This is a genomic window from Bacillus sp. JK106 (assembly GCF_053663355.1).
Genome location: NZ_JBSJQC010000006.1, coordinates 21,839 through 41,363, shown reverse-complemented (window position 1 = coordinate 41,363; position 19,525 = coordinate 21,839). Strand labels below are relative to the sequence as shown.

Sequence of the window (19,525 nt, the reverse complement as noted above, 5' to 3'; positions counted from 1 at the left end):
GAAATCGTCGTCACAGTCGTGATCACCTAGCGGTATAAGTGTTACACAAAATCTACAGGAGGTGTAACCATGAGCAGCGCAATTGATACAAAAAAAGTTGTTGTTGAAGAGATTGCTTCTAAACTGAAAGAAAGCAAATCAACGATCATCGTTGACTACCGCGGACTTAACGTTTCTGAAGTAACTGAACTCCGTAAACAGCTTCGCGAAGCTAACGTAGAGTTCAAAGTGTACAAAAACACAATGACTCGCCGTGCGGTTGAACAAGCTGAACTTGATGGTTTGAATGATGTCTTAACTGGACCGAATGCGATCGCATTCAGTACTGAAGATGTTGTCGCTCCGGCAAAAGTTCTTAACGAGTTCGCGAAAAATCACGAAGCTCTGGAAATCAAAGCGGGCGTTATCGAAGGAAAAGTATCTTCTGTTGAAGAAGTGAAAGCTCTTGCTGAACTTCCTTCACGCGATGGCTTACTTTCTATGTTGCTTAGCGTACTTCAAGCTCCAGTTCGCAACCTTGCACTTGCGGCTAAAGCAGTTGCAGACCAAAAGGAAGAACAAGGCGCTTAATCTGATTTTACCCTAAAATAAAACAAATGGAGGAATTTCAAATGGCTTTAAATATCGAAGAAATCATTGCTTCCGTTAAAGAAGCAACTGTACTTGAATTGAACGACCTAGTAAAAGCAATCGAAGAAGAATTTGGCGTAACTGCTGCTGCTCCTGTAGCTGTAGCTGGCGGAGCTGCTGCTGGCGGCGCTGCTGAAGAGCAAAGCGAATTCGACCTTATCCTTGCTGGTGCAGGTTCTCAGAAAATCAAAGTTATCAAAGTTGTTCGTGAAATCACTGGTCTTGGCTTGAAAGAAGCTAAAGAACTTGTTGACAACACTCCAAAACCACTTAAAGAAGGTATTGCGAAAGAAGAAGCTGAAGAGCTTAAAGCTAAACTTGAAGAAGTTGGCGCTTCTGTAGAAGTTAAGTAATCTTCACTTGCCTGTAGGGGAAGCTCGCTTTTATGAGGCGGGCTTTTTCTTTGCTTTTCTTTAAGTGCAATTAAAAAAGGAGGTTCTAATAATGAGTGAACACTATTATTCAGAAAAACCTTCAGTTAAAAGCGATAAACAGACATGGTCATTTACACTGCGGAACAGATCTTATACATTCACAAGTGACAGCGGCGTTTTCTCGAAAAAGGAAGTTGATTTCGGTTCGCGTGTCTTAATTGAAGCGTTTGAAGAGCCGGAGATCGATGGTGACTTCCTGGATGCAGGCTGCGGTTACGGCCCGATCGGTCTGTCGCTCGCCGGTGCATTTACAGACCGGACCGTGCACATGATTGACGTGAATGAAAGAGCCGTAGAGCTGTCAAATGAAAATGCAGAAAAAAACGGAATAAAAAACGTTCGGATTTATCAGAGTGATTTATTTTCAAATATTGATTCTGCTCAAACATTTGCTTCTATTATTACAAACCCCCCAATCCGCGCCGGAAAAAAAGTTGTCCATGCCATTTTTGAAAAAAGCGCTGAGCATTTAAGGGCTTCAGGTGAATTGTGGATCGTTATACAGAAAAAACAGGGCGGGCCTTCTGCCATTGAAAAACTGAAGGAGCTTTTTGACGAAGTTTCTGTGGTTCAAAAAAAGAAAGGCTATTATATCATAAAAGCAAAAAAAGTTTGACTTGAATTTTCAGCTATGTTAATATTGTAAAATGCCAATGTATATATTTTGCATGATATGCTCAAATAATCATAGTGCATGTATAAATTATACAAACATGGAAATGCTAATAAAATCGGTATTTGTTTTTGGATGTGGTTTTCTTAATTAGAAACCCTTTTTTCTTTTGTCTTGTAAAAGTATTTCTTTATCGTAAGAGATGCTTATTACACATATAATACGCATGATTTGAGGGGTGAATCAGTTGACAGGTCAACTAGTTCAGTATGGACGACACCGCCAGCGCAGAAGCTATGCTCGCATTAGCGAAGTGTTAGAATTACCAAATCTCATTGAAATTCAAACCTCTTCTTATCAGTGGTTTCTTGATGAGGGTCTTAGAGAGATGTTTCAAGACATATCACCAATTGAGGATTTCACTGGTAACCTCTCTCTAGAGTTCATTGACTACAGTTTAGGAGATCCTAAGTATCCCGTTGAAGAGTCAAAAGAACGTGATGTGACTTACTCAGCTCCGCTAAGAGTGAAGGTTCGTTTAATTAACAAAGAAACTGGAGAGGTAAAAGACCAGGATGTCTTCATGGGTGATTTCCCTATTATGACAGATACCGGTACTTTTATCATCAACGGTGCAGAACGTGTTATCGTATCTCAGCTTGTTCGGTCTCCAAGTGTATATTTCAGTGGTAAAGTAGACAAAAACGGTAAAAAAGGTTTTACCGCGACTGTCATTCCAAACCGTGGCGCATGGTTAGAATACGAAACTGATGCGAAAGATGTTGTGTATGTCCGCATTGATCGCACACGTAAGTTGCCGGTTACGGTTCTTTTGCGTGCTCTCGGCTTCGGTTCCGACCAAGAGATTCTCGATCTCATTGGTGAGAACGAATATCTCCGCAATACACTGGATAAGGACAACACCGAAAACAGTGACAAAGCGCTTCTTGAAATCTATGAGCGCCTTCGTCCCGGAGAGCCGCCTACAGTAGAAAACGCAAAAAGCTTGCTGGATTCCCGTTTCTTCGATCCGAAGCGATACGACCTTGCGAATGTAGGACGCTATAAAATTAATAAAAAGCTTCATATCAAGAACCGCCTGTTTAACCAGCGCCTTGCAGAAACACTGGTTGATCCGGAAACCGGTGAAATTCTCGCTGAAAAAGGGCAGATTCTTGACAGAAGAACACTTGATAAAGTACTGCCATACTTAGAAAATGGAATCGGCTTCAGAAAGCTTTATCCTAACGGCGGCGTTGTCGAGGATGAAGTGATGCTTCAATCCATTAAAATCTATGCTCCTACTGATGCAGAAGGAGAGCAGACGATCAATGTGATCGGCAATGCTTACATCGAAGAGGCGATTAAAAACATTACGCCTGCTGATATTATTTCTTCTATCAGCTACTTCTTCAACCTCCTGCACGGAGTGGGCGACACTGATGATATCGACCATCTCGGAAACCGCCGTCTGCGTTCTGTAGGTGAGCTCCTGCAAAACCAATTCCGTATCGGTTTAAGCCGGATGGAACGTGTCGTACGTGAAAGAATGTCTATTCAAGACACGAATACAATTACGCCGCAGCAGCTGATTAACATCAGACCTGTTATTGCGTCTATTAAAGAGTTCTTCGGAAGCTCACAGCTTTCTCAATTCATGGATCAGACGAACCCGCTTGCTGAATTGACGCACAAACGCCGTCTGTCAGCTCTCGGACCGGGCGGTTTGACACGTGAGCGCGCAGGTATGGAAGTACGTGACGTTCACTACTCTCACTACGGCCGTATGTGTCCGATTGAAACGCCTGAGGGCCCTAACATCGGTTTGATCAACTCATTGTCATCATTTGCGAAAGTAAACCGCTTTGGTTTCATTGAGACGCCATACCGCCGCGTTGATCCTGAAACAGGAAAAGTAACGCCTAGAATCGACTACCTGACTGCTGATGAAGAGGATAACTATGTCGTAGCCCAAGCGAATGCTAAGCTGAGCGATGACGGTTCTTTCTTGGATGACAGCATCGTAGCGCGTTTCAGAGGGGAAAACACCGTTGTAGCCCGCAACCGCGTGGATTACATGGACGTATCTCCTAAACAGGTTGTATCTGCTGCGACAGCATGTATTCCGTTCTTGGAAAACGATGACTCGAACCGCGCCCTCATGGGAGCGAACATGCAGCGTCAGGCTGTGCCTTTGATGCAGCCGGAAGCTCCGATCGTCGGAACGGGTATGGAATACGTATCCGGTAAAGACTCCGGTGCAGCCGTTATTTGTAAACACCCTGGTATCGTAGAACGGGTGGAAGCGAAAAACGTATGGGTGCGCCGCTATGAAGAAATTGACGGCCAAAAAGTAAAAGGCAACCTGGATAAGTACAGCTTGCTGAAATTTGTCCGCTCCAACCAAGGTACGTGCTACAACCAGCGTCCGATCGTCAGTGTCGGCGATGAAGTAGTCAAAGGAGAAATCCTTGCTGACGGACCTTCAATGGAGCTTGGTGAACTTGCTCTCGGCCGCAACGTAATGGTCGGCTTCATGACATGGGACGGTTACAACTATGAGGATGCCATCATCATGAGTGAACGCCTTGTGAAAGATGATGTATACACATCTATTCACATTGAAGAATATGAATCAGAAGCACGTGATACAAAGCTTGGACCGGAAGAGATCACCCGCGATATTCCAAACGTAGGGGAAGACGCGCTTCGCAACCTTGATGACCGCGGAATTATCCGTATCGGTGCGGAAGTCAACGACGGAGACCTTCTCGTAGGTAAAGTAACGCCTAAAGGTGTAACTGAGCTTACGGCTGAAGAACGCCTTCTTCATGCGATCTTTGGAGAAAAAGCGCGTGAGGTCCGTGATACTTCTCTCCGTGTGCCTCACGGCGGCGGCGGAATTATCCACGACGTAAAAGTCTTCAACCGTGAAGACGGCGACGAACTTCCTCCGGGAGTGAACCAGCTTGTACGCGTATATATCGTTCAGAAACGTAAGATTTCTGAAGGTGATAAAATGGCCGGACGTCACGGAAACAAAGGGGTTATCTCGAAGATTCTTCCTGAAGAAGATATGCCTTACCTTCCTGACGGCACGCCGATCGATATCATGCTTAACCCGCTGGGTGTACCATCACGTATGAATATCGGTCAGGTATTAGAACTTCACATGGGTATGGCTGCCCGCTACCTCGGCATTCACATCGCGTCACCTGTATTTGACGGCGCGCGTGAAGAAGATGTGTGGGAAACACTTGAAGAAGCAGGCATGTCAAGAGACGCTAAAACAGTTCTTTATGACGGCCGTACGGGAGAACCGTTCGACAACCGTGTATCAGTCGGAATCATGTACATGATCAAACTGGCGCACATGGTTGATGATAAACTTCATGCCCGTTCTACAGGTCCTTACTCACTTGTTACGCAGCAGCCTCTCGGCGGTAAAGCCCAATTCGGCGGACAGCGTTTCGGTGAGATGGAGGTTTGGGCGCTTGAAGCTTACGGCGCAGCTTACACGCTTCAAGAAATCCTGACTGTGAAGTCCGATGACGTGGTCGGACGTGTGAAAACATATGAAGCCATCGTCAAAGGCGACAATGTTCCAGAGCCTGGTGTTCCGGAATCATTCAAAGTATTGATCAAAGAGCTTCAAAGCTTAGGTATGGACGTAAAAATCCTCTCAGGCGATGAAGAAGAAATAGAAATGAGAGATCTAGAAGACGAGGAAGATGCGAAACAGGCTGACGGCCTTGCATTATCAGGTGATGAAGCGCCGGAAGAAACAGCATCTCCAGACGTTGAACGTGACGCAGTAACGAAAGAATAGTCTCTGATTGATAAAGGCAAGTGACATCGGTTAATCCGAAGATAAAAAGGGAGGTAGGCCCCTTGCTAGATGTGAACAATTTTGAGTATATGAACATCGGTCTTGCTTCACCGGATAAAATCCGTTCATGGTCTTTTGGTGAAGTGAAAAAGCCTGAAACGATAAACTATCGTACGTTGAAACCTGAAAAGGACGGCCTGTTCTGCGAACGCATTTTCGGACCGACTAAGGACTGGGAATGTCATTGCGGCAAGTACAAGCGGGTTCGTTATAAAGGCGTAGTTTGTGACCGTTGCGGAGTTGAAGTAACGCGGGCTAAAGTCCGTCGTGAGAGAATGGGGCATATTGAACTGGCTGCCCCGGTTTCTCACATTTGGTATTTCAAAGGTATTCCGAGCCGTATGGGTCTTGTATTGGATATGTCACCGCGTGCGCTGGAAGAAGTTATTTACTTTGCTTCTTACGTCGTAACTGACCCGGCCAATACACCGCTCGAAAAGAAACAGCTTTTATCTGAAAAGGAATACCGTGCGTATCTGGATAAGTACGGAAACAAATTCCAAGCCTCTATGGGTGCGGAAGCCATTAATAAACTTCTGCAGGACATCGACCTTGTCAAAGAAGTTGATATGTTAAAAGAAGAGCTGAAGACTTCTCAAGGACAGCGCCGTACACGTGCGATCAAACGCCTTGAAGTGCTTGAAGCCTTCCGTAATTCAGGAAACAAGCCGTCTTGGATGATCCTCGACGTGCTTCCGGTTATTCCGCCTGAATTAAGACCGATGGTTCAGCTTGACGGCGGACGTTTCGCAACGTCTGACCTGAACGACCTTTACCGTCGTGTCATCAACCGTAATAACCGTTTAAAACGTCTGTTAGACCTCGGCGCGCCAAGCATCATCGTTCAGAACGAAAAACGTATGCTTCAGGAAGCAGTCGACGCTCTGATTGACAACGGACGCCGCGGCCGTCCGGTTACCGGACCGGGTAACCGTCCGCTTAAATCTCTTTCTCATATGCTGAAAGGGAAACAAGGGCGTTTCCGTCAGAACCTTCTCGGTAAACGTGTAGACTACTCAGGCCGTTCCGTTATCGTCGTAGGTCCGCATCTGAAAATGTATCAGTGCGGTTTGCCGAAGGAAATGGCGCTTGAGCTCTTCAAGCCTTTCGTCATGAAAGAGCTTGTTGAAAAAGGCCTTGCTCACAATATCAAGAGCGCAAAACGCAAAATCGAACGCGTGCAGCCTGAAGTATGGGATGTACTTGAATCTGTCATTAAGGAGCATCCGGTCTTACTGAACCGTGCCCCTACTCTTCACAGATTAGGTATCCAGGCTTTCGAACCGACGCTTGTTGAAGGACGCGCCATCCGTCTTCACCCGTTAGTATGTACAGCTTATAACGCTGACTTTGACGGTGACCAAATGGCGGTTCACGTACCTTTATCAGCTGAGGCTCAAGCTGAGGCGCGCATTCTGATGCTTGCGGCCCAAAACATCTTGAACCCTAAAGATGGTAAACCGGTTGTTACGCCGTCTCAGGATATGGTATTAGGAAACTACTACCTGACGCTTGAGCGCGCCGGAGCAGTCGGCGAGGGTATGGTTTTCAAAAATACGGACGAAGCGCTTCTTGCTTATCAAAACGGTTATGTTCACCTTCATACGAGAGTAGCTGTTGCAGCGAACTCCCTTAAGAATGTGACATTTACTGAAGAACAGCGTTCAAAATTGTTAATTACAACTGTCGGTAAGCTCGTCTTCAATGAAATTCTTCCGGAATCATTCCCTTACATGAATGAACCAACGAAGAGCAACATTGAAGAGAAGACACCTGACCGTTTCTTCTTAGATAAAGGTGCTGACGTAAAAGCTGTGATTGCTGAGCAGCCGATCAACGCACCGTTTAAAAAAGGCATTTTGGGTAAAATCATCGCGGAAATCTTTAAACGATTCCATATCACGGAAACGTCTAAAATGCTTGACCGCATGAAAAACCTCGGTTTCAGATATTCAACGAAAGCCGGCATCACAGTAGGGGTTTCTGATATCGTCGTTCTCGATGATAAACAGGAAATCCTTGAAGAAGCACAAAGCAAAGTGGATAATGTTCTGAAACAGTTCAGACGCGGTTTAATCACCGAAGAAGAACGTTATGAAAGAGTCATTTCAATTTGGAGTTCAGCGAAAGATGTTATCCAAGGCAAACTGATGAAATCATTAGACGAAGTCAACCCGATCTACATGATGAGTGATTCAGGAGCCCGTGGTAACGCATCTAACTTTACACAGCTTGCGGGTATGCGCGGTCTGATGGCCAACCCGGCTGGACGAATCATTGAATTGCCGATTAAATCAAGTTTCCGTGAAGGTCTGACAGTATTGGAGTACTTTATCTCCACTCACGGTGCGCGTAAAGGTCTTGCCGATACCGCCCTGAAAACAGCTGACTCAGGTTACCTTACACGCCGTCTTGTTGATGTTGCGCAGGATGTTATCATTCGTGAAACAGATTGCGGAACAGACCGCGGTATTCTTGCAAAACCGCTCAAAGAAGGCACGGAAATCATCGAGCGTCTGGAAGAGCGTCTGATCGGACGTTTCGCCAGAAAACAGATCAAACATCCTGAAACGGGTGCTGTGCTCATTAACGAAAATGAATTGATCGATGAAGATAAAGCGCTGGAAATCGTTGAAGCCGGAATCGAAGAAGTGTGGATCCGTTCCGCGTTCACATGTAACACTCCTCATGGTGTATGTAAACGATGCTACGGACGTAACCTTGCAACCGGAACTGATGTTGAAGTCGGCGAAGCAGTAGGTATTATCGCCGCTCAATCTATCGGTGAGCCTGGAACACAGTTAACGATGCGTACGTTCCACACAGGCGGGGTTGCCGGAGACGATATTACACAAGGTCTTCCGCGTATCCAAGAGCTTTTCGAAGCGCGTAATCCTAAAGGTCAAGCGACGATTTCTGAGATTGACGGTACAATTGCCGAAATCAATGAAGTCCGCGACAAACAGCAGGAGATTGTTGTTCAGGGCGCTGTTGAGACCCGTTCATACACGGCACCTTACAACTCACGCCTGAAAGTGGCTGAGGGTGATCAGATTACCCGCGGTCAAGTGCTGACAGAAGGTTCAATCGATCCGAAAGAACTTCTTAAAGTCACTGACCTGACAACGGTTCAGGAATATCTTCTGCATGAGGTTCAGAAGGTTTACCGTATGCAGGGGGTTGAAATCGGCGATAAACACGTAGAAGTAATGGTTCGCCAAATGCTTCGCAAAGTCCGTGTAATCGATGCCGGAGATACTGATGTTCTCCCTGGCACATTGCTTGATATTCACCAATTTACAGAAGCGAACAAAAAAGTGCTGCTTGAAGGCAATCGACCTGCTACAGGCCGTCCTGTCCTTCTCGGTATCACGAAAGCTTCACTCGAGACGGATTCATTCTTGTCTGCCGCATCATTCCAGGAAACAACACGCGTTCTTACAGATGCTGCGATTAAAGGCAAGCGCGATGAACTTCTCGGCCTGAAAGAGAATGTTATCATCGGTAAACTGGTTCCGGCCGGTACCGGTATGATGAATTACAGAAAAGTAAAACCTGTTTCAAACGTTCAGCCTTCAGAAGATATGGTTCCGGCTGAATAACAGAAACTGCTGCAGGAAAGGCTGTTTCGACAGCTTTTCCTCAGTATTACAATTATTCTGGCGGGGGACTGCACTAAAAAATGTCATACGTTGTTGACATCCGTCCCGCAGAGTGATAATATAACCAAGGTGCTCGAAATAAAACCTGTTACTTTGGAGGATATGTTTATGTCTTATGATAAAGTATCACAGGCCAAATCAATTATTATTGGTACGAAGCAAACAGTGAAAGCTCTAAAACGAGGTTCAGTGAAGGAAGTCGTCGTGGCAAAAGATGCGGATTCAGTTCTTACGGCTGGCGTTATCCAGCTTGCAAAGAACCAAAATACCGCTGTCTGTATGGTGGATTCCATGAAAAAGCTCGGCAAAGCCTGCGGAATTGAAGTGGGAGCAGCAGCTGTTGCCATTATGTTATAGCGTACTTTTTGTTTTTATATAAGATATCAATCTTGTGTAAAGACATTGTTTTTTGCCTAATGATGAACCACCTGGGTATGTGGGTTATAAAACGTAATGAAGGGAGGAACACAACATGCCTACAATTAATCAGCTAATTCGCAAGGGACGCGTGAGCAAAGTTGAAAACTCTAAGTCACCTGCACTAAACAAAGGATACAACAGCTTTAAAAAAGAGCACACTAACGTATCTTCTCCACAAAAACGCGGGGTATGTACTCGTGTGGGTACAATGACACCGAAAAAACCGAACTCAGCACTTCGTAAATATGCTCGTGTTCGTTTGACTAACGGAATCGAGGTTACTGCCTACATTCCAGGTATCGGTCACAACCTGCAAGAGCACAGCGTTGTACTGATCCGCGGCGGACGTGTAAAAGACTTACCGGGGGTACGCTACCACATCGTTCGTGGCGCGCTTGATACTGCCGGAGTTGAAAACCGTGCGCAAGGCCGTTCTAAATACGGTACGAAACGTCCTAAAGCAAAGTAATCAAATAATAAATCATTAAAACTATGAAGGGAGGATATTCAGATGCCACGTAAAGGTCCTGTAGCAAAAAGAGATGTTTTACCTGATCCGCTTTACAACTCTAAGCTGGTATCCCGCCTGATCAACAAAATGATGATCGACGGTAAAAAAGGTAAATCTCAAACAATCCTATACAAGTCATTCGATATCATTAAAGAACGCACTGGCAATGATGCAATGGAGGTTTTCGAACAAGCATTGAAAAACATCATGCCTGTACTTGAAGTAAAAGCACGCCGTGTAGGTGGAGCTAACTACCAAGTGCCTGTAGAAGTTCGTCCTGAACGCCGTACAACTCTTGGTCTTCGCTGGTTGGTTAACTATGCGCGTCTTCGCGGAGAAAAAACAATGGAAGAGCGCCTGGCTAACGAAATTCTTGATGCAGCTAACAACACTGGTGCTGCCGTTAAGAAACGTGAAGACACTCACAAGATGGCAGAAGCGAACAAAGCATTTGCTCACTACCGCTGGTAGGATTCATATAATCAAAATAATAATTCCCTAATAAGGAAGGAGAAATTACCCAATGGCAAGAGAGTTCTCCTTAGAAAAAACTCGTAATATCGGGATCATGGCTCACATCGATGCCGGTAAAACGACTACTACAGAACGGATCTTGTTCTACACAGGCCGTATCCACAAAATTGGCGAAACTCACGAAGGTGCTTCGCAAATGGACTGGATGGAGCAGGAACAAGAACGCGGTATCACAATCACTTCTGCAGCAACGACTGCACAGTGGAAAGGTTACCGTGTAAACATCATCGATACACCGGGACACGTAGACTTCACAGTTGAAGTTGAACGTTCACTCCGTGTACTTGATGGTGCGGTTGCCGTACTTGATGCTCAATCAGGTGTTGAGCCTCAGACAGAAACAGTATGGCGCCAAGCAACAACTTACGGAGTACCGCGTGTTGTATTTGTCAACAAAATGGACAAAATCGGCGCAGACTTCCTTTACTCTGTAGGCACTTTAAGAGACCGTCTTCAAGCTAACGCTCACGCAATTCAATTGCCGATCGGCGCTGAAGACAACTTCGAAGGTATCATCGACTTAGTAGAAAACGTTGCGTATTTCTACGAAGATGACCTTGGAACTCGTTCAGATGCGAAAGAAATCCCTGAAGAGTACAAAGAGCAAGCTGAAGAGCTTCGCAGCAGCCTGATTGAAGCTGTAGCTGAGCTTGATGAAGAGCTTATGGAAAAGTACCTTGAAGGTGAAGAAATCACTATCCCTGAACTGAAAGCTGCTATCCGTAAAGGTACACTGAATGTTGAATTCTACCCTGTACTTGTTGGTTCTGCTTTCAAAAACAAAGGTGTTCAGCTTGTACTTGATGCTGTTCTTGACTACCTTCCTGCGCCAACTGATGTTGCTGCAATCAAAGGTGTACGTCCTGACACAGATGAAGAGATCGTTCGTCATTCTTCTGATGAAGAGCCGTTCTCTGCACTTGCATTTAAAGTTATGACTGACCCTTATGTCGGTAAGCTGACATTCTTCCGCGTATATTCCGGTACACTTGATTCCGGTTCATATGTAAAGAACTCTACAAAAGGCAAGCGTGAGCGCGTAGGACGTATCCTTCAAATGCACGCTAACAGCCGTGAAGAGATCTCTACTGTTTACGCTGGAGACATCGCAGCTGCTGTAGGTCTAAAAGATACTTCTACTGGAGATACTCTATGTGATGAAAAGGATCTTGTAATCCTTGAATCAATGGAATTCCCAGAGCCTGTTATCGACGTAGCGATTGAGCCTAAATCAAAAGCTGACCAAGATAAAATGGGTATCGCTTTAGCGAAACTTGCTGAAGAAGATCCTACATTCCGTACACAAACAAACCCTGAAACGGGTCAAACAATCATCTCTGGTATGGGTGAGCTTCACCTTGATATCATTGTTGATCGTATGAAGCGTGAGTTCAAAGTTGAAGCTAACGTTGGTGCTCCTCAAGTTGCGTACCGTGAGACATTCCGTACCGGTGCAAAAGTTGAAGGTAAATTCGTACGTCAATCAGGCGGACGCGGTCAGTTCGGTCACGTTTGGATCGAATTTGAACCGAACGAAGAAGGCGCTGGCTTTGAATTCGAAAACGCAATCGTCGGTGGTGTTGTTCCTCGTGAATACATCCCAGCCGTACAAGCAGGTCTTGAAGACTCTCTTGAAAATGGTGTCCTAGCCGGATTCCCGCTAATCGACATCAAGGCGAAACTTTTTGATGGATCTTACCATGATGTTGACTCAAACGAAATGGCGTTTAAAGTCGCTGCTTCTATGGCATTGAAAAATGCAGTCAGCAAATGTAACCCAGTTCTTCTTGAACCAATCATGAAAGTTGAAGTTGTTATTCCTGAAGAATACATGGGAGACATCATGGGTGATGTTACTTCTCGTCGCGGACGCGTAGAAGGTATGGAAGCTCGCGGTAACGCTCAAGTTGTGCGTGCGATGGTACCTCTTGCTGAAATGTTCGGTTACGCTACTGCCCTTCGTTCTAACACGCAAGGACGCGGTACGTTCACAATGTTCATGGATCACTACGAAGAAGTGCCGAAGAGCATCGCTGAAGAAATTATCAAAAAAAATAAAGGCGAATAATTGATTTTGCCACTTAACTCAAGTATAACTACTATTGTAAGATGAGGAAGTGAGAGCTTGCTTTCACTTTCTATCACTCTATACATTACTAATTAAAAGCTCTTAAGGAGGATTTTAGAATGGCTAAAGAAAAATTCGACCGTTCCAAATCACATGCCAATATCGGTACAATTGGACACGTTGACCATGGTAAAACAACATTAACTGCTGCTATCTCAACAGTACTTCATAAGAAATCTGGTAAAGGTACAGCTATGGCGTACGATCAAATTGATGGTGCTCCAGAAGAACGTGAGCGCGGTATCACAATCTCTACTGCACACGTTGAGTACGAAACTGACACTCGTCACTATGCACACGTTGACTGCCCAGGACACGCTGACTATGTTAAAAACATGATCACTGGTGCTGCGCAAATGGACGGAGCTATCCTTGTAGTATCTGCTGCTGATGGCCCAATGCCGCAAACTCGTGAGCACATCCTTCTTTCTAAAAACGTTGGTGTACCATACATCGTAGTATTCCTTAACAAATGCGACATGGTAGACGACGAAGAGCTTCTTGAGCTTGTTGAAATGGAAGTTCGCGACCTTCTTAGCGAATACGACTTCCCTGGTGATGATGTACCAGTTGTTAAAGGTTCTGCTCTTAAAGCTCTTGAAGGCGACGCTGAGTACGAAGAAAAAATTCTTGAACTTATGGCTGCAGTTGATGAGTACATCCCAACTCCAGAACGCGACACTGAAAAACCATTCATGATGCCAGTTGAGGACGTATTCTCAATCACTGGTCGTGGTACAGTTGCTACTGGCCGTGTAGAACGCGGACAAGTTAAAGTCGGTGACGAAGTTGAAATCATCGGTCTTCAAGAAGAAAACAGCAAAACAACTGTTACAGGTGTTGAAATGTTCCGTAAGCTTCTTGACTACGCTGAAGCTGGAGACAACATCGGTGCACTTCTTCGCGGTGTAGCTCGTGAAGACATCCAACGTGGACAAGTACTTGCTAAACCAGGTACAATCACTCCACACAGCAAATTCAAAGCTGAAGTTTACGTTCTTTCTAAAGAAGAGGGTGGACGTCATACTCCATTCTTCTCTAACTACCGTCCTCAGTTCTACTTCCGTACAACTGACGTAACTGGTATCATCAATCTTCCAGAAGGCGTAGAAATGGTTATGCCTGGAGATAACACTGAAATGATCGTTGAACTTATCTCTACAATCGCTATCGAAGAAGGAACTCGTTTCTCTATTCGTGAAGGCGGACGTACAGTTGGTTCAGGCGTTGTTTCTACAATCACTGAGTAATCGACTCGTTCATTAATACGGGGTCCCTTATGGGGCCTCGTTTTTTTGTTTCCCTGCTGATTCCATGTATAATAGAACGTATACAAATTTTAGGAGAAGACCGATGGACGATAACTTCAAGAAAACCAATCGTATTTCAATGCTTCAGCAATTGCTGATTAATGGCAGTGAACAAACCATTATGATTAATGGTGATGACAGGAGTAATCCGCTGCTTTTGTTTTTGCACGGCGGTCCCGGCACGCCTCAAATCGGCTATGCGAGAAAATACCAGAATAAGCTGGAAAAGCATTTCACCGTTGTGAACTGGGATCAGAGAGGGGCGGGTCTCTCTTATTCAAAGGAAATTCCGGGTTCATCTATGACTTTGGATCAGCTGACAGCTGACACCATTCAGCTGACCGAACGCTTATGCAAGCAATTCAGCAGGCAAAAAATATATATCGCCGGCTATTCGTGGGGCTCAGTTCTGGCGCTTCATGTTCTTCAAGAAAAACCTGATTTGTATTATGCGTATATCGGTATCAGTCAGGTGGTTAATATTCAAAAGGAAGAAACGGAAGCCTACCGGCTGATGATGGAATGGAGCAGGCAACACAAACATATCCTGCTGGGCAAGACGCTGAGCTTTATCGGAGCACCTCCATGGGAGAAACAGCTGCAGCGAACGCTGTTTCTGCTTTGTATTGAGATGAGGGGAGGGGGCTTTACCCATCATCCGATCGGCGCTCTTAAAGCAGGGGGGCGAATGCTGTTTGGTGAACCGTACGGTGTGAGGGGGAGCTTCTTAGCCGCGCGGGGACAAATGTTCAGCCTGAAACACCTGTGGGAGGATCTCATTTCCTTTGATGCAGGGGAATCAGTTTCTTCTATTGTAATACCGTGCTGTTTTATGTCAGGGAGATACGATTTGACGGTTCCGGGGACGACGTCTTATGAATATTATCAGAAGGTTGATGCGCCGTATAAAGAATGGCATTGGTTTGAGAACTCAGCCCATTCGCCTCACTTGGAGGAACCGGATCGTTTTGCCGAAGTTGTCAGCCGGTTCGCATCGTTCCATCTCTGAAAGAAAACAGTCATATCCTTGATTAATCATGGTATCACCTGTATAATAATCAAAGTGTGAAAACCACAAGGTTCTTTAAATAAACCTTGCAACATGCGTCTATTTTCTGTATAATAGTGTATGTTGGTCTTTGACTGCGATGAAGTGAGAGGTTGCTGACACACCCGGCCGCTTTGCCATGGCAAGGTGATCAGGTTTTTCTCACGGAGAACTGTCTAACGTGATGTAGGCGAAAAGGAGGGAAAATAATGGCAAAACAAAAAATTCGTATTCGTTTAAAAGCATATGATCATAGAATCCTTGATCAATCTGCAGAGAAGATTGTTGAAACGGCAAAACGTTCTGGTGCCAGCGTATCTGGTCCGATTCCGTTGCCAACTGAAAAATCAGTTTACACAATCCTTCGTGCGGTGCACAAATACAAAGATTCTCGTGAGCAATTTGAAATGCGTACACATAAACGTTTAATCGACATTGTGAACCCAACACCACAAACTGTTGATGCTCTCATGCGATTAGACTTACCATCTGGTGTCGATATCGAAATCAAACTTTAAATTCTAAAATATAGAATGATCTTAATAGGAGGTGTGACGAATGACCAAAGGAATCTTAGGAAGAAAAATTGGTATGACGCAAGTATTCGCAGAGAACGGTGATCTTATCCCGGTAACTGTTATTGAAGCAGCTCCAAACGTTGTTCTTCAAAAGAAAACAGCTGAAAATGATGGCTATGAAGCGATCCAGCTTGGTTTTGACGATAAGCGCGAAAAGCTTTCAAACAAACCGGAAAAAGGACACGTTGCAAAAGCGGAAACTGCTCCTAAGCGCTTCGTTAAAGAATTACGCGGCGTGGATATGGATGCGTATGAAATTGGTCAGGAAGTCAAGGTTGAAATTTTCTCTGCAGGAGAAATCGTAGATGTAACAGGAGTATCTAAAGGTAAAGGTTTCCAAGGTGCAATCAAGCGCCACGGACAATCTCGCGGACCTATGTCTCACGGTTCACGCTACCACCGTCGTCCTGGTTCAATGGGACCTGTAGATCCTAACCGTGTATTCAAAGGTAAACTATTACCTGGACGCATGGGCGGAGATCAAATCACTGTCCAAAACCTTGAAGTCGTAAAAGTAGATGCTGAGCGCAATCTTCTTTTGATTAAAGGTAACGTACCTGGTGCGAGAAAAGCTTTAATCACTGTTAAAAGTGCTGTTAAATCTAAATAAGTCTCTTAGGAAAGGAGGAAATTGATCATGCCAAAAGTAGCATTATACAACCAAAACGGTTCTACTGCTGGTGATATCGAATTAAACGCTTCTGTATTTGGAATTGAGCCAAATGAGAGCGTAGTATTCGACGCTATTCTTATGCAAAGAGCTTCCTTACGTCAAGGATCTCACAAAGTAAAAAATCGTTCTGAAGTACGCGGCGGAGGTCGCAAACCATGGCGTCAAAAAGGTACAGGTCGTGCCCGTCAAGGTTCAATCCGTTCACCGCAATGGCGCGGAGGTGGTGTCGTATTCGGCCCAACACCACGCAGCTATTCTTACAAATTACCTAAAAAAGTTCGCCGCTTGGCAATCAAATCAGTATTGTCTTCTAAAGTGAACGACAACAACATTATTGTTCTTGAAGATCTTACTCTTGATACGGTTAAAACAAAAGAAATGGCAGCTGTCCTTAAAGGATTATCTGTTGAGAAAAAAGCTTTAATCGTAACTGCGGATGCAAACGAAGCAGTATCTCTTTCTGCACGCAACATCCCTGGAGTTACAGTTGTTCAAGCTAACGGAATCAACGTGTTAGACGTTGTCAACCACGAGAAGCTTCTGATTACAAAAGCTGCGGTTGAAAAAGTAGAGGAGGTGCTTGCATAATGAAAGATCCTCGTGATGTTCTTAAGCGCCCCGTCATTACTGAACGTTCTGCTGATTTAATGACTGAAAAAAAATATACTTTTGAAGTTGATGTAAGAGCTAATAAAACAGAAGTGAAAGATGCAGTTGAAAGTATCTTTGGAGTGAAAGTTGACAAAGTCAACATCATGAACTACAAAGGAAAATCAAAACGTGTCGGCCGCTACACTGGTATGACTAGCCGTCGCAGAAAAGCGATCGTAAAACTTACTGCAGACAGCAAAGAAATCGAAATTTTTGAAGCTTAATTATCTGTAAAAAGAAGGAGGGAAATTCAAAATGGCGATTAAAAAGTATAAACCGACCTCTAACGGACGTCGTGGCATGACAACTTCAGATTTTGCTGAAATCACGACTGACCAGCCGGAAAAATCCTTGCTTGCGCCCCTTCACAAAAAAGGCGGACGTAACAACCAAGGTAAATTGACTGTACGTCACCAAGGTGGCGGACACAAACGCCAATACCGTGTTATCGACTTCAAACGCGATAAAGATGGTATACCTGGACGCGTTGCTACAGTTGAGTACGATCCAAACCGTTCAGCTAACATTGCACTAATCAACTATGTAGACGGAGAAAAACGTTACATTCTTGCACCAAAAGGAATTCAAGTAGGTACTGAAATCATGTCCGGCCCTGAAGCTGACATCAAAGTAGGTAACGCACTTCCGCTTATCAACATCCCTGTTGGTACAGTTGTGCATAACATTGAATTAAAACCTGGTAAAGGCGGACAGCTTGTACGTTCAGCTGGTACATCTGCTCAGGTTCTTGGTAAAGAAGGCAAATACGTTCTTGTACGTCTTAACTCTGGTGAAGTTCGCATGATCCTTTCTGCTTGCCGCGCTTCTATCGGTCAAGTAGGTAACGAGCAGCACGAACTTATCAACGTTGGTAAAGCAGGACGCTCTCGCTGGAAAGGCATCCGCCCTACAGTCCGCGGTTCTGTAATGAACCCTAACGATCACCCGCACGGTGGTGGTGAAGGTCGCGCGCCAATCGGACGTAAATCACCAATGTCTCCTTGGGGCAAACCGACTCTTGGATTCAAGACACGTAAGAAAAAGAACAAATCTGATAAATTTATCGTACGTCGTCGTAAAAATAAATAACGGGGTTGTCTACGGTTCATTTCGGACCGTAGTGCAATCACGAAGGGAGGTTCCAAAATGGCTCGCAGCTTGAAAAAAGGACCATTTGTCGATGGACACTTGATGACAAAAATCGAGAAATTAAATGAAACGGACAAGAAACAAGTTGTAAAAACTTGGTCTCGCCGTTCAACTATTTTCCCACAATTTATCGGTCACACTATCGCAGTATATGACGGACGTAAACACGTGCCTGTATTCATTTCTGAAGACATGGTAGGCCACAAGTTGGGCGAATTCGCACCGACTCGTACTTACAAAGGCCACGCCAGTGACGATAAAAAAACAAGACGCTAAGAGAGGAGGCTTTTAAATGCAAGCTAAAGCTGTTGCAAGAACAGTCCGTATTGCTCCTCGTAAAGCACGTCTAGTAATGGACCTGATTCGAGGTAAGCAAGTAGGCGAAGCAGTATCTATCTTGAACCTAACTCCGAGAGCTGCTTCTCCGATCATCGAAAAAGTTTTAAAATCTGCTATCGCAAATGCTGAGCACAACTACGAGATGGACGCTAACAATCTGGTTATTTCTCAGGCATTTGTTGACGAAGGCCCAACGTTAAAAAGATTCCGCCCGCGTGCTATGGGACGTGCGAGCCAAATCAACAAACGTACGAGCCACATTACAATCGTTGTATCAGAAAAGAAGGAGGGATAAGTAGTGGGTCAAAAGGTAAATCCAGTCGGTCTTCGTATCGGAGTCATTCGTGATTGGGAATCTAAGTGGTACGCTGGTAAAGATTACGCTGACTTCCTGCACGAAGATTTAAAAATTCGTGAATTCATTAGCAAACGCCTTTCTGACGCTTCTGTTTCTAAAGTAGAAATCGAGCGTGCAGCAAACCGCGTTAACATTACGATCCACACTGCTAAGCCTGGTATGGTAATCGGTAAAGGCGGATCTGAAGTTGAAGCACTTCGTAAAGCCCTTAACAGCCTTACTGGCAAGCGTGTACACATTAACATTCTTGAAATCAAAAGAGCAGATCTTGATGCTCAGCTTGTAGCTGACAACATCGCTCGTCAACTAGAAAACCGTATTTCTTTCCGCCGTGCGCAGAAACAACAAATCCAACGCACTATGCGTGCTGGAGCACAAGGTGTGAAAACAATGGTTTCCGGCCGTCTTGGCGGAGCTGATATCGCTCGTTCTGAATACTACAGTGAAGGAACTGTTCCATTGCACACTTTACGTGCTGACATCGACTATGCAACATCTGAAGCTGACACAACTTACGGTAAGCTTGGTGTAAAAGTCTGGATCTATCGTGGAGAGGTTCTTCCTACTAAGAAGAAAACTGAGGAAGGAGGAAAATAAT

Annotated in this window: 19 protein-coding genes and 1 other annotated feature (1 of these 20 only partly in view); all 19 genes read left to right on the top strand. The window is 44.8% G+C overall.

Features of this window, described 5'->3' with window-relative positions; genetic code table 11:
- Positions 1-6, top strand: a sequence feature (ribosomal protein L10 leader region); it begins 137 nt to the left of the window's first position.
- Positions 7-69: 63 nt separating this feature from the next.
- The 19 genes from rplJ (at position 70) to rpsC (ending at position 19,524) form a co-directional block, all read left to right on the top strand.
- On the top strand, positions 70-570 hold the full coding sequence (gene rplJ, locus ACWJJS_RS19255; RefSeq protein WP_003156433.1) for a 50S ribosomal protein L10: 501 nt from the start codon (positions 70-72) through the stop codon (positions 568-570).
- A gap of 41 nt (positions 571-611) precedes the next feature.
- Entirely contained in the window at positions 612-983 is a 372-nt protein-coding gene (gene rplL / locus ACWJJS_RS19250) for a 50S ribosomal protein L7/L12 (protein ID WP_003156436.1), read from the top strand.
- A 91-nt stretch (positions 984-1,074) separates the two neighbouring features.
- Positions 1,075-1,680 (top strand): class I SAM-dependent methyltransferase, encoded by a 606-nt coding sequence (locus ACWJJS_RS19245; protein WP_015388780.1) that lies wholly within the window; start codon positions 1,075-1,077, stop codon positions 1,678-1,680.
- Between the two features lie 244 nt (positions 1,681-1,924).
- The gene (rpoB, locus tag ACWJJS_RS19240) at positions 1,925-5,506 is read left to right on the top strand and encodes a DNA-directed RNA polymerase subunit beta (protein ID WP_003156440.1); all 3,582 of its coding nucleotides are present in this window, start codon (positions 1,925-1,927) and stop codon (positions 5,504-5,506) included.
- Positions 5,507-5,568: 62 nt separating this feature from the next.
- Positions 5,569-9,168, top strand: coding sequence for a DNA-directed RNA polymerase subunit beta' (rpoC, locus tag ACWJJS_RS19235; protein WP_007410398.1), 3,600 nt, complete (start codon positions 5,569-5,571; stop codon positions 9,166-9,168).
- A 168-nt stretch (positions 9,169-9,336) separates the two neighbouring features.
- Complete coding sequence (locus ACWJJS_RS19230) at positions 9,337-9,585, top strand: 50S ribosomal protein L7ae-like protein (RefSeq protein ID WP_003156443.1); 249 nt, start codon at positions 9,337-9,339, stop codon at positions 9,583-9,585.
- A 115-nt stretch (positions 9,586-9,700) separates the two neighbouring features.
- Positions 9,701-10,117, top strand: a complete 417-nt coding sequence (gene rpsL, locus ACWJJS_RS19225; protein ID WP_003156445.1) for a 30S ribosomal protein S12 — start codon at positions 9,701-9,703, stop codon at positions 10,115-10,117.
- 42 nt (positions 10,118-10,159) lie between these two features.
- Positions 10,160-10,630, top strand: coding sequence for a 30S ribosomal protein S7 (gene rpsG, locus ACWJJS_RS19220; protein WP_003156447.1), 471 nt, complete (start codon positions 10,160-10,162; stop codon positions 10,628-10,630).
- Positions 10,631-10,682: 52 nt separating this feature from the next.
- The gene (gene fusA, locus ACWJJS_RS19215; RefSeq protein ID WP_007410399.1) at positions 10,683-12,761 is read left to right on the top strand and encodes an elongation factor G; all 2,079 of its coding nucleotides are present in this window, start codon (positions 10,683-10,685) and stop codon (positions 12,759-12,761) included.
- Positions 12,762-12,880: 119 nt separating this feature from the next.
- Entirely contained in the window at positions 12,881-14,071 is a 1,191-nt protein-coding gene (gene tuf / locus ACWJJS_RS19210; RefSeq protein WP_003156451.1) for an elongation factor Tu, read from the top strand.
- A 103-nt stretch (positions 14,072-14,174) separates the two neighbouring features.
- Entirely contained in the window at positions 14,175-15,140 is a 966-nt protein-coding gene (locus ACWJJS_RS19205) for an alpha/beta fold hydrolase (protein ID WP_454023824.1), read from the top strand.
- A gap of 248 nt (positions 15,141-15,388) precedes the next feature.
- Positions 15,389-15,697, top strand: a complete 309-nt coding sequence (gene rpsJ / locus ACWJJS_RS19200; protein ID WP_003156464.1) for a 30S ribosomal protein S10 — start codon at positions 15,389-15,391, stop codon at positions 15,695-15,697.
- Positions 15,698-15,737: 40 nt separating this feature from the next.
- A complete protein-coding gene (gene rplC / locus ACWJJS_RS19195) occupies positions 15,738-16,367 on the top strand; it encodes a 50S ribosomal protein L3 (RefSeq protein ID WP_003156465.1) in 630 nt (209 codons plus the stop codon).
- A gap of 27 nt (positions 16,368-16,394) precedes the next feature.
- Positions 16,395-17,018: a 50S ribosomal protein L4 gene (gene rplD / locus ACWJJS_RS19190; RefSeq protein WP_003156466.1), complete on the top strand. Its 624-nt coding sequence runs from the start codon at positions 16,395-16,397 to the stop codon at positions 17,016-17,018.
- Positions 17,018-17,305 (top strand): 50S ribosomal protein L23, encoded by a 288-nt coding sequence (rplW, locus tag ACWJJS_RS19185; RefSeq protein ID WP_003156467.1) that lies wholly within the window; start codon positions 17,018-17,020, stop codon positions 17,303-17,305. Before rplD ends, rplW begins: the two co-directional genes overlap by 1 nt.
- Before the next feature lie 31 nt (positions 17,306-17,336).
- Entirely contained in the window at positions 17,337-18,170 is an 834-nt protein-coding gene (rplB, locus tag ACWJJS_RS19180) for a 50S ribosomal protein L2 (protein ID WP_003156470.1), read from the top strand.
- Between the two features lie 57 nt (positions 18,171-18,227).
- Complete coding sequence (rpsS, locus tag ACWJJS_RS19175; protein WP_003156472.1) at positions 18,228-18,506, top strand: 30S ribosomal protein S19; 279 nt, start codon at positions 18,228-18,230, stop codon at positions 18,504-18,506.
- A gap of 16 nt (positions 18,507-18,522) precedes the next feature.
- Positions 18,523-18,864: a 50S ribosomal protein L22 gene (gene rplV / locus ACWJJS_RS19170; protein WP_003156475.1), complete on the top strand. Its 342-nt coding sequence runs from the start codon at positions 18,523-18,525 to the stop codon at positions 18,862-18,864.
- Between the two features lie 3 nt (positions 18,865-18,867).
- A complete protein-coding gene (gene rpsC / locus ACWJJS_RS19165; protein WP_003156476.1) occupies positions 18,868-19,524 on the top strand; it encodes a 30S ribosomal protein S3 in 657 nt (218 codons plus the stop codon).
- Position 19,525 lies beyond the last annotated feature (1 nt).